Raw genomic sequence first — 10,724 nt, 5'->3', positions numbered from 1 at the left:
ATGCCCACCACGGAAGGTGCCAACGCGGTCCCCGGCTACCTGGCTGACAAGGTGGCCGGCGTGGAAACTGTGGGCACTATCCAGGACCTGAACCTCGAGGCGATCGCCGCACTGAAGCCGGATCTCATCATCGGCAGCAAGCTGCGCGCGGACAGGCTCTACCCGCAGCTTTCCCAGATTGCTCCCACCGTCTTCAGCATCCGCCCGGGCTTTCCGTGGAAGGAAAACTTCCTGCTGGCCGGCGAGGCACTGGGCGAGGAGACCAGGGCGGTTGCCGCCCTCAACGCCTACCAGGCCAAGGCCGACGAACTGAAGGCTGCAGTCCCGGACGACCAGAAGGTTTCCTTGGTCCGCTTCTTGCCGGGCAAGATCCGCCTCTACGCCAACAAGTCGCTCATCGGCGTGATCCTGAAGGACGCCGGCATCGCCCGGCCGGAGAACCAGGACATTGACGAGCTGGCCGCGGAGATCTCCGCCGAGAACATCGGCGACGCCGATGCCGACTGGATCTTCTACAGCAGCTACGGCGAGCCCTCCGCCACCGGGGAAACCTCTGTTGTTGAGGGCGCCGTCTGGCCCCGCCTCGAGGCCGTCAAGTCCGGCCACGCCAAGGCCGTCAGCGATGACACCTGGTTCCTGGGCCTCGGTCCCACCGGCGCTTCGCTGATCCAGGACGAACTCAAGGACCTGCTTACCGCGGGCTGAGAAGTCAGCACAAGTACTTAAGGAAGTACGACGGCGGGCGGTCACCTTTAGAAGAAAAGGTGACCGCCCGCCGTCGTTATCTCCGGTGGTTGGCTAGACCTTCGCGAGCCCCGTGCGGGCCATGGCGTCGGTGTAGACGACGCGCATTTCCTCGAGGTACTGTTCCTGCCGCGCGGGCGTCCCGGCGAACGCGCGGCCGCTGAGGGAGCGGACCTTGTAGGTCTTCAGCCCGCGGCGCCAGAGCAGCGGAACTTCGGTCTTCAGCAGCAGGTTGGCCAGGCGGTTGGCTTCGGTGCCGTGGGCCACGATCACCGAGGCGCGGGGAACCACGGCGAGGAACTTCAGGAGCGGCTTGAGGCCGGCGGAAATCTGGTCCGGCGTGAACTTGCCGTTGACCTCGCCGGGGGTGTGCCACGGGTGTACGTTCCAGGGCATCACGAACTCGGGGCGCAGGCCCAGCTTCCACTGGATGCCGAGCATGCGGGTGGCGGCTTCTTCGTCGCCGGCGGTGATGAAACCGGACGGGTCAGCCTCACCGATGTTGGAGTAGAGGCTGATGATGCGGCACTCGTCCACGTCGTGCATGGGGTCGACGTACGGGACTTCGGTGTGGGGCTTGACGCTCTGCAGGGAATCGCACAGCTCGTTCACGGCGGCAACGTTGGGCTCGTAGCGGCGGCTCAGGAGCTGTTCACGGAGGGATTCTGGGGCCAGGGCTGTCATATAGTGCAATGTCTCCTGCGGGGCTCGGCGATGCTGCCAATCCGGAAAATGGGCGCGTGATGGGCGCGCCCGTCCGGCGTGGTTTGAAATGTGGTGTGGACCGATTCCTGGTCGATCACTATCAGTTTAGCAAGCCCCGCGAAATGCGGGGCCCGGCCCTAACCTCCCGTGATGGACGGCACAGGGCGATCGGTCTTTGTCAAGTTAATTGACAGCTTTCGTTTAGCTTGATTGGCTTCTGTGACAGCCCGCAATAAGGACGTTGCGGCTGGTCGCACCCTCCATGCAGTCGAAAGAGGTAACGTACCGTGAACAAAGCCCTGGCAACTATAAGGACCGCGGCCGTATCCGGAGCCCTGGTTCTGGCGGCACTCGCCGCGCCGGCACCGTTGGCCCATGCCGTGGGCGAAGGCCCCAACTATGACGGCAATGGCCAAATCACCACCTCGAAACTGGCAACCTATGACGAGTTGGTCTCCTTCCTGAAGGATCAGGACACCCGCCAGCCAGCCATGGAACTGGAGGTGATCGGCCAGACTGTCAAGGGCCGGGACATCCACCTGGTGAAGTACATTTCGGACCCGGCCAAGCCCACCATCCTGTACCTGACCCAGCAGCACGGAAATGAGCAGCTGACCACCGAGGGTGCCATGGCATTCGTGAAACACCTGGGGACCGGGAAATCGGGGGACATCCTGGACGGAGTGAACATCCTCATCGTTCCCATGCTCAACGCCGACGGCGCGATGGGAGATGTGAACTTCCCGCTGGATGACTACCTGGCCAAGGGCGACCGCCACATGACGCGGTACAACGCCGCGGAGGTGGACCTGAACCGCGACCACGTCGCCAAAATCCAGCCCGAAACCCAGGCGCTCCACACCAACGTTATGCGCAAGTACAACATTGACTACATGATCGACCTGCACCACCAGGGCACCCGGAGTGAACGCGACGGAAAGCTGGTCTCCGGGTCCATCCTGTACCCCACCACGCCCAATGCCGATCCGGCTGTTGTGGAAATGTCCAAGCAGTTGGGCGCCGTGGTCTTCAACAACGTCGACTCCACCGGCTGGGGCCACCTGGGCAAGTACGTGGGCGGCAGCGCCGAGACCATCAGCCGCAACGGCATCGCAGTGGAGTACGGGATTGCCACCCTGCTCTTCGAAATGCGTGGCATGTCGGATCACTATCTGGACGGCTACGCCCTCGGGCTCCGCAGCAACGGTTACCTGATCCAGCAGACAGTGACCACGCTGACGGCCACTGCGGCGGCCATCGCTGACGGTTCGATTGCCGACGCCGATACGTCGTTCTGGGACAGCCTGGACACCCAGACGTCCCGTCCCGGCGAGGAAGCTGACGACGAGTAGTAGATCGTGGCAAGTCTGCCCGTGGTCCTTTGCCGTGCGCGAAGGGCCACGGGCACCCCATTGAGTGGGCAAAGTCCGTGATCGGCTAAACTTGGGTGGTAAGAGCCCCGGACTCTTGCGTGGCTGGCCGCCGTAGCGGTCCGGCCAGGCTATGGCCTTCGGGGCATTCTCATGAACGGCGCTACGCAGGCCTGCCATTTCGGTGGACGGACCTGTGCGGCCCGAACGAATGGGGGAGGATCCCATGCCAGCAATCGTGATCGTAGGAGCCCAGTGGGGCGACGAAGGAAAAGGCAAGGCCACCGATCTTCTGGGCGGCCGCGTTGACTACGTCGTAAAGCCCAACGGCGGCAACAATGCCGGGCACACCGTCGTCGTAGGCGGTGAGAAGTATGAGCTCAAACTCCTTCCGGCCGGCATCTTGAGCCCCAACGCGATTCCGATCATCGGCAACGGCTGTGTGGTGAACCTCGAGGCCCTGTTCCAGGAGATCGAAGGCCTGCAGGCCCGTGGCGCGGACACGTCCAAGCTGCGCATCTCCGCCAACGCGCACCTCGTGGCGCCCTACCACCAGGTCCTGGACAAGGTCACCGAGCGTTTCCTCGGCAGCCGCGCCATCGGCACCACCGGCCGCGGCATCGGCCCGGCCTACATGGACAAGGTGGCCCGCCTGGGCATCCGCGTCCAGGACGTCTTCGACGAGTCCATCCTCCGCCAGAAGGTGGAAGGATCCCTGCGCCAGAAGAACGAACTCCTGGTCAAGGTCTACAACCGCCGCGACATTGTGGTGGACGAGATCGTGGACTACTTCCTGGCTTTCGCCGAGCGCCTGCGACCGCTGGTCATCGACAGCACGCTGGTCCTCAACAACGCCCTGGACGAGGGCAAGGTTGTGCTTATGGAAGGCGGCCAGGCCACGTTCCTGGACGTGGACCACGGCACGTACCCGTTCGTGACCTCCTCCAACCCGACCGCCGGCGGCGCGTCCGTTGGCTCGGGCATCGGCCCCACTAGGATCTCCCGCTCCATCGGCATCATCAAGGCCTACACCACCCGTGTTGGCGCCGGACCGTTCCCCACCGAACTGTTCGACGAGATGGGCATGTACCTGCAGAAGACCGGTGGCGAGTTCGGCGTAAACACCGGCCGCCCGCGCCGCTGCGGCTGGTACGACGCCGTCCTGGCACGCCACGCTTCCCGCGTGAACGGCTTCACGGACTACTTCGTCACCAAGCTGGACGTCCTCACCGGCATCGAGCAGATCCCGGTCTGCGTTGCCTACGACGTCGACGGTGTGCGGCACGACGAAATGCCCATGACGCAGACAGAGTTCCACCACGCAGTGCCCATCTTTGAGTACTTCGATGGCTGGACCGAGGACATCACCGGTGCCCGCACCCTGGAGGATCTCCCCGAGAACGCCCGCAACTACGTACTGGCCCTCGAAAAGCTCTCCGGCACGCGCTTCTCCGCGATCGGCGTCGGCCCGGACCGCGACCAGACCATCGTGGTCCACGATCTGATCAACGACTAGCAGCCTGTAAACGCACGACGACGGCGGGTCACCTGGAAGGGTGGCCCGCCTTTGTCGTCTGCTGGCCCAAGTGACTCGCAGTTAACGTCCTCAAAATAGGCTGTCGCGACGTTAACTGCCAGTCACTTGGGGGAATTTACACAGGCTTAACGCAACCGGTCTTGTGAGGCTGTAGACGGGCCGGACAGACTCTTAAGCACACCCTGAACTGATCAGTTGATCATTCGACCAGACCCGCAGGTGCCGGATGCAGCGATGCTCCGGGACCGCCCGAGGCGAAGATGCTGCCCGGACGGGACCCCAGACCGGAAGGATTTATCATGGCCGGGAAGTTTGAAGTTTTCTTGGATTCGGATTCACAATTCAGGTTCCGCCTCACGGCGCCGGATGGCACGGTGATGGCTGTGTCGGGGGCTTTTGAGAACAAAGCCGCCGTGGTTGCCGGTATCGCCGCCGTCCGCGAATGCGCCGGGACAGGGCTGGTCACCGATCTCTGCCCCGCCGCCAAAGTTTCGCCGACCGCCCCCGCCCCCACGTCCGTGGTGGTCCCCGCCCAACTCCAGCCGAACTGCGGGGACCAACGCGTCCCCGCCACCAGGGCGCACACTTTTGTTATGGCCAAGGCACCGCGCCTGGGGGTGGCCGCCCCGCGCAGGATTTGAGGCGCGCTGGGCCTGAGCTGGGCTGGGCCCGAACGCGCTAGACGTAGCCAGCCCTGCCCGACGTTACGCTCCCGGAAAGTTTTTTGTCCGACGGCGTAACCCCTGCGGTGCCAAGAGCGATTACCCCTATGAAGCGCCGGTCTGGAACTTGTCCCCCATCATGTTCCAGGCCGGCTCTTTTGTTACTGAAGGGTAAAGTTGGCTGGCGAGGGCATTCCGCGTGCGATGTGCGGGCCCCAAGCTGAGCAAGCCCAGTCCCCTCCACCGAAGGCCCTGTGTCCGTGACCGATGCACTGACAGACGACGTTCTGCGTGCGCGCGCCCGCGATCCGGAGCTCTTCAGTATCGTGTACCGAACGTACGCGCCACAGGTCCTGGGCTACCTCACAGCCCGCGGGGTAGAAGATCCGGAGGCGGTTATGCAGGAAGTCTTCATCGCCGTCCTGCCACGGCTGCAGAAGGTTACCGGCGGCGTGGCCGGGCTGCGCACGTTTGTCTTCTCCGTGGCGCACGCCAGGATGGTGGACGATCACCGGAGACAGCAGCGCACCCCCAGTAAGCTCCCGTTCGAACCCGACCTCGACGGACGCGAGGAGTCCTCGGCCGAGACTGAAGTGCTGCACCGGATCTCGCCGCAGGAAGTGGCCGATCTCCTCAACGAATTGCCGGATGAACAGCGGGAAGTGGTGTCGTTACGCCTCGTCGCGGGCCTCACGGTGGACCAGGTGGCCGCTGTGATGGGCAAGAGTGCCGGCGCCGTCAAACAGCTCCAGCGCCGTGCATTGATCCGGCTGCGCGAGCAGTCCGCAGTGAAGGAGTACGTGGCGCCATGACCTCCAATGCCAGCTCCCTGATCCGGACCATTGATGAAATGCTCCTTGACGCCGGTGTGGACGATTCCGCCGGCCTCCGCGAAACCCTGCTCGCGCTGGGCTCCCTCGCCTCCCTGCCGGTCCCCGAACCCGGCCCCGAACTGGCCGCACTCCTGTCTGGCCAGACCCACCAGCTCGCCCGGCACCGGCTCCTCCGGAAGCACAGGACCACTGTTGTGGGCCTTGCCGTCATCGCGGGGATGGGGCTGGGCGTCACCGGGGTGGCCGCCACCGGCACCGCTCCGGACGCGCAGGCCAGCAGTTCCATCCAGAAGTTGTTGCAGGACTGGGCTCCCGGCTGGTCCATCGCAGGGACTCCCGCCGCCAGCGGGACCGCCGCAGATCCGGCGGAGGTGCAGGTGCCCGCGGATCCTGCAACCAACGACAATCCAGCGCCGGCACAGCCCCAAACTGTTGAACGGGAAACTGCCCCGCCGGCGAACGGTCTGGAAGACGCAGGCCAGAACCGGGGCGCGGAGCCGGCCGGCCGCGGAACCGGTACGCCGTCCGGCACGTCAAAGGCGGACGACGGCGGCGCGCCGGGGAACGCTGCGGGCGTCACCCGTGACGCCGCTGCCGAACTCGACAAGGCCGGAAAGCTGGTTGCCGGTACCCTGGCCGAAGCCGGAACAGCGGCGGGGGAGTCCCTGACGGCAGCCATCGTCCCCCCGGCACTGACAGAAAAAACCGGGGCCGGCAATGCCGGACCCGGTTCAATCTGGCTGAAGAAGTTCACCCGCTGATCAGGTTTGCTTCAGGAAGCACCATCCGTCAGGAAGAGCATCTCCGTCAGGAAAGCAGCTGCCGCTTGGAGGGGATCACGCCGGTGTCGAAGCCGGCCAGGTGCAGCCCGCCGTGGAACCGGGCATGCTCGATCTTCACGCAGCGGTCCATCACCACGTTGAGCCCGGCGGCTTCCGCGCCCGCGGCCACGTCCTCATGCCAGGAGCCGAGCTGCAGCCAGAGGGTTTTGGCGCCGGCCGCGACGGCTTCGTCCAGGACGCCCGGGAGGTCGTCGTGCTTGCGGAACACATCCACGATGTCCGGGCTTTCGGGAAGATCGGCCAGTGAGGCGTAGGTCGGTTCACCAAGGATCTCCTTGACCACGGGGTTTACGAAGTACACCTTGTACCGCGTGGACGATTGCAGGTAGGTTGCCACGAAATAGCTGGCCCGGGTCGGCTTGTCCGAGGCGCCCACGATCGCAATCGAGGTGGCTGCGCGCAGCAGGTTCAGGCGCTCCGGAGCGGAAGGTCCGGTCCAGATACGTCCGCCGGTGCTCATACGTTCGCTCTAACAATGCAGGAATCCGCTTCGGTGGTTGAGCCCGCCTCGGTGGTTGAGCCCGTCGAAACCGAGGCAGCGTCCAGTGCCTGGTCCAGGTCCCACAGGATGTCGTCGATGTCCTCCAGGCCCACGGAAATGCGGACCAGGTCCTCGGGGACGCCCGCGGACTCCAGCTGGACCGGGCTCAGCTGCTGGTGCGTGGTGGAACCCGGGTGGATCACCAGGGTGCGGGAATCGCCCACATTGGCCAGGTGCGAGGCCAGCTGCAGGGATTCGATGAACTTCTGCCCGGCCGTGCGGCCACCCTTCACCACAGCCGAACCGCACGCCCTGCGCCAAATCATGCTCTGTGGGACGTAATATTCGCCCACGCACGGCGTTGACGCCTGCCCGTCAGTCAAATATTCGATCAGGGCCGCTCAGGGGGCGATGTACGCTTGCATCATGGTCCACGTCAACGATCCTGCCGTTATTGAGCGCCTGATGCGAAACAAAGGGCGGTGGGCTATCGTGGGCCTGACCACCAACGAGTGGCGCGCAGCCTACGACACCTCGCTGTTTATCCGCGACCGGCTCGGGATGGAGATCATCCCCGTCAACCTTCCCGGCGATGCCGTCCACGGCGAAACCGGGTACCGTACCCTGGGTGAAATTCCCCCTGAAAAGCAACCCCTCGACGTCGTCGACTGCTTTGTGAACTCGCAGAAGGTCGGGGCGGTGGTGGACCAGGCAATTGCCGTGGGCGCCAAAGCCGTGTGGCTGCAGCTGGGTGTTATCGACGAAGCGGCTGTGGACCGTGCCAAGGCCGCCGGCCTGGACGTGGTGATGGACGTTTGCCCCGCCCAGCAGGCGTGGAAGTACAACCTCTGATCAGCGCTGCATGAGTTCCGGGTAGTGGCGTTCGGTCACATCGGGGTGCGCGCGCATGCGGCCCTTGAGCATGTTCAGGCCAAAGGACGCGAGCATCGGGTTGGACGGATCGTCCGAGATGCCACGTGCCTGGGCTTTGAGCTCGGGAGGCAGGGGCACCGGATCAATGACGGCATCCAGCCGCGGCGACCAGAAGAACGGGACTGAGTAGCGGTCCACGCCCGGTGGCGGCGCCTTGACCCGGTGGATCGTGGCGGCAAGGAAGCCTTCCGTGGCCACCTCCAGCATTTCGCCCAGGTTCACCACGAGTGCCCCGGGAACAGGCTCAACCGGCGCCCATTCAGTTGTCCCGGGCGGCAGCACTTCGAGGCCGCCCACCTCGTCCTGGAGGAGGAGGGTGACAAATCCGTAGTCAGCGTGGGAGCCCACGCCCTGGTTCCCGGCCGTCTCCACCACACCGCCGACGTAATGCACCAGCTTGCCCATCCACGCGGGTTCGTTGCCGAAGGGCTCGTCGAAGTGGTCCTCCGGCAGTCCCAGGGAAACCGAGATGCCCCGCAGCAGCTCCATGCCCACACTGGACATCAGGTCGGCCCAGGCCATGGCCGCCGGCTTGAGCTCCGGCAACGCCTCATCGGGCCACATGTTGGGCCCCTGGAGGAGCCAGTACGGCTGGTCGGCCGGGTAATTGTGGACGGGTTCGCGTTCCGGCGAGTAGTCGATCTGCTCGCGGGCGTCGGCCCGTCCCTGCGTGACTTCGGTGCCCATCCGGGTGTAGCCGCGGAAGTGCGGGGAAATCCTGTTGTCCAGCTTCATCCGCTCCTCGAGGGGCAGGTCGAAGAAGCGTTTGATGAGGGCCAGCAGCTCCTCGGCCTGGCCGGGGGCGGCGCCGTAACCGGTGATTTGGAAGAAGCCCACGTTGTGGGCGGCGTCCCGCAGCTGGTCGATGAATTCGGGGCTGAAGGAGCCGTACGGCTGGCGTGCGGCGCTCATGTCCAGAACGGGGATGGTTGCCTGATCGGGTGACATCTTCGCAGACTAGCACCGCCGGGAAGGGCTTTGTAGGCTCGGTCCATGGACGCAGCCCAACTCAAGGCAATATGCCTGTCATTTCCCGGTGCCTTCGAGGATTTTCCCTTCGGTCCGGAGACCTCCGTGTTTAAGGTCCGGGCTGCCGTGGCAGGTGGCGCGCGGCATGAAGCCAAGATGTTTGCGGCGTCCGCCATGAACCCCGACGACTGGTCCGTGAGCCTGAAATGTGAACCCGCCCTGGCTGAGCAGCTGCGGGCCGCCCACCCGGAAATCACCGGCGCGTGGCACATGAACAAGACCCATTGGAACGGCGTGCGGCTGGACGGAAACCTGCCCGATGCCATGGTCCGGGACATGGTGGAGGATTCCTACGACCTGGTGGTGGCCTCCCTGAGCCGCAAGCAACAGGAGCAGCTGGGATGGGCGCGGCTGTCCGGTTCTTCGGGCGGGCCCCGTTGACCGGGAAGCGCCTGGCTGCCGGCGGCCTCAACTACCCGGGCATCGGCTCCACCGAGCACGGCCGGGCGCCGGAAGGCTACCCCTGCCTCGTATCGCGGGAGTACCTTGGCGATGGACCGGCGGTCTACCGCCGGGTGGCGAACGCAATCCTTACCTGGGAACTGCAGCGTCGGTCCGGACTGCGCGTCCGGACCGAGTCCGACGTCGTGATCCCCGGCGCGCGCGTGGTGAGCGGGTTCGGCGTCGGGCCTTTCCGTATTAATGCCCCGTGCGAGGTGGTCTGGGTGCGGCGGCCGGTGCCGGGAGACGGCCCCCAGTCAGCGGGCTTCGGCTACGGCACGCTGCCCGGCCATCCTGAACGCGGCGAAGAAGCCTTCGAAGTTGAGATCGGCGCTGACGGGCGGGTGTTCCTGAAGATCACCGCCTTCAGCAGGCACGCGAACTGGTTCTACCAGGCGGGAGGCCTGCTGGCCCGGGCGGCGCAACGGCACATCACTTCGCGATACGTTGGAGGGGCACGCCAACTCGCCGCAGGTGAAAGCTGATCAGGAGAAGGTACATGCTGGACCAATCGACCCTTGACCGCCTATGGAACTTTGGGGATCCCGAGCTGTCCGAACAGCGCTTCCGGGACGCCCTTGCTGACCCGACCTACGACACCTACGAAAAGGCCGAACTCGCCACGCAGCTTGGCCGGGCCATTGGCTTGCAGGGCCGCTACGAGGAGGCGGATGCCTTGCTGGACTCCGTGGACGGCGAGGAAGAACCCACCGTCGGCGTGCGGATCCTGCTGGAACGCGGACGCGTCCTGAACTCCAGCGGCCACGCCGCCATGGCCGTACCCCTGTTCGAACAGGCAGCCGAGCTCGGCGACCACCTCGGCGAGGAGTTCCTCGCCGTCGACGCGCTGCACATGCTGGCCCTGGCAGACTCCGCCCACGCTGAACTGTGGACCCGGAGCGCCCTCGAATACGCGTCCACCGCCCACGATCCGTACACACGGCGCTGGATGGTGGCGCTACACAACAACCTCGGCTGGACTTTCCACGGCGCCGGCCGGTTCACAGAGGCTCTGGTGGAGTTCCAGCTGGCCGAACAGTGGGCCGAACGGGCAGGAACCCCGGCGCAGCAGCAGGCCGCACGTGAGGCCATCAAGGCCTGTGACCTTGCCCTGGCCGCAGGCTGAACAACCCACACCCCCGCAACG

Annotated in this window: 13 protein-coding genes and 1 pseudogene; 10 read left to right on the top strand and 4 right to left on the bottom strand. The window is 65.1% G+C overall.

What is annotated here, in order from left to right; all coding sequences use genetic code 11:
• Window positions 1-705, top strand: a 705-nt coding sequence (locus tag V6M49_RS03465) for an iron-siderophore ABC transporter substrate-binding protein (protein ID WP_332760043.1), incomplete at its 5' end; no start/stop codon positions are given.
• A 93-nt stretch (window positions 706-798) separates the two neighbouring features.
• Here the strand turns inward: V6M49_RS03465 and V6M49_RS03460 are convergent.
• Window positions 799-1,428 (bottom strand): uracil-DNA glycosylase, encoded by a 630-nt coding sequence (locus V6M49_RS03460; protein WP_141139329.1) that lies wholly within the window; start codon window positions 1,426-1,428, stop codon window positions 799-801.
• Between the two features lie 308 nt (window positions 1,429-1,736).
• Here V6M49_RS03460 and V6M49_RS03455 point away from each other — a divergent pair, with 308 nt between their 5' ends.
• The 5 genes from V6M49_RS03455 (at window position 1,737) to V6M49_RS03435 (ending at window position 6,612) form a co-directional block, all read left to right on the top strand.
• Window positions 1,737-2,801, top strand: a complete 1,065-nt coding sequence (locus tag V6M49_RS03455; RefSeq protein ID WP_332760042.1) for a M14 family zinc carboxypeptidase — start codon at window positions 1,737-1,739, stop codon at window positions 2,799-2,801.
• 244 nt (window positions 2,802-3,045) lie between these two features.
• Window positions 3,046-4,335 carry an adenylosuccinate synthase gene (locus V6M49_RS03450; RefSeq protein WP_056348633.1) on the top strand — a complete coding sequence of 430 codons (1,290 nt, stop codon included), beginning with the start codon at window positions 3,046-3,048 and terminating at the stop codon, window positions 4,333-4,335.
• A gap of 320 nt (window positions 4,336-4,655) precedes the next feature.
• Complete coding sequence (locus tag V6M49_RS03445; RefSeq protein WP_332760041.1) at window positions 4,656-4,997, top strand: YegP family protein; 342 nt, start codon at window positions 4,656-4,658, stop codon at window positions 4,995-4,997.
• A 281-nt stretch (window positions 4,998-5,278) separates the two neighbouring features.
• The gene (locus tag V6M49_RS03440) at window positions 5,279-5,830 is read left to right on the top strand and encodes an RNA polymerase sigma factor (protein ID WP_332760040.1); all 552 of its coding nucleotides are present in this window, start codon (window positions 5,279-5,281) and stop codon (window positions 5,828-5,830) included.
• A complete protein-coding gene (locus tag V6M49_RS03435) occupies window positions 5,827-6,612 on the top strand; it encodes a hypothetical protein (RefSeq protein ID WP_332760039.1) in 786 nt (261 codons plus the stop codon). The genes V6M49_RS03440 and V6M49_RS03435 overlap by 4 nt, the downstream gene beginning before the upstream one ends.
• Before the next feature lie 46 nt (window positions 6,613-6,658).
• On the opposite strand, the gene V6M49_RS03430 is transcribed toward V6M49_RS03435, so the two are convergent.
• A complete protein-coding gene (locus V6M49_RS03430) occupies window positions 6,659-7,153 on the bottom strand; it encodes a CoA-binding protein (protein WP_332760038.1) in 495 nt (164 codons plus the stop codon).
• A pseudogene (locus V6M49_RS03425) lies at window positions 7,150-7,467 on the bottom strand (PLP-dependent transferase); the annotation flags it as partial. The gene V6M49_RS03430 and the pseudogene V6M49_RS03425, both read right to left, overlap by 4 nt.
• A 133-nt stretch (window positions 7,468-7,600) precedes the next feature.
• On the opposite strand from V6M49_RS03425, the gene V6M49_RS03420 reads away from it, so the two are divergent.
• Entirely contained in the window at window positions 7,601-8,026 is a 426-nt protein-coding gene (locus V6M49_RS03420; RefSeq protein WP_332760037.1) for a CoA-binding protein, read from the top strand.
• On the opposite strand, the gene V6M49_RS03415 is transcribed toward V6M49_RS03420, so the two are convergent.
• Window positions 8,027-9,055 carry an isopenicillin N synthase family dioxygenase gene (locus V6M49_RS03415; protein ID WP_332760036.1) on the bottom strand — a complete coding sequence of 343 codons (1,029 nt, stop codon included), beginning with the start codon at window positions 9,053-9,055 and terminating at the stop codon, window positions 8,027-8,029.
• A gap of 45 nt (window positions 9,056-9,100) precedes the next feature.
• Between V6M49_RS03415 and V6M49_RS03410 the strand changes: the two genes are divergently transcribed.
• The 3 genes from V6M49_RS03410 to V6M49_RS03400 are packed head-to-tail and all read left to right on the top strand — an operon-like array spanning window position 9,101 to window position 10,703.
• Window positions 9,101-9,517, top strand: a complete 417-nt coding sequence (locus V6M49_RS03410; RefSeq protein WP_104062661.1) for an MmcQ/YjbR family DNA-binding protein — start codon at window positions 9,101-9,103, stop codon at window positions 9,515-9,517.
• Window positions 9,478-10,062 carry a DUF1990 family protein gene (locus V6M49_RS03405; RefSeq protein ID WP_332760035.1) on the top strand — a complete coding sequence of 195 codons (585 nt, stop codon included), beginning with the start codon at window positions 9,478-9,480 and terminating at the stop codon, window positions 10,060-10,062. The genes V6M49_RS03410 and V6M49_RS03405 overlap by 40 nt, the downstream gene beginning before the upstream one ends.
• Before the next feature lie 14 nt (window positions 10,063-10,076).
• Window positions 10,077-10,703 (top strand): hypothetical protein, encoded by a 627-nt coding sequence (locus tag V6M49_RS03400; protein ID WP_332760034.1) that lies wholly within the window; start codon window positions 10,077-10,079, stop codon window positions 10,701-10,703.
• Window positions 10,704-10,724 lie beyond the last annotated feature (21 nt).

The sequence above is a fragment of the Pseudarthrobacter sp. genome (genome assembly GCF_036675385.1).
Classification (GTDB): domain Bacteria; phylum Actinomycetota; class Actinomycetes; order Actinomycetales; family Micrococcaceae; genus Arthrobacter.
Note: the sequence above shows the minus strand (reverse complement) of the source record. Positions and strands in the feature narration are given on the sequence as shown.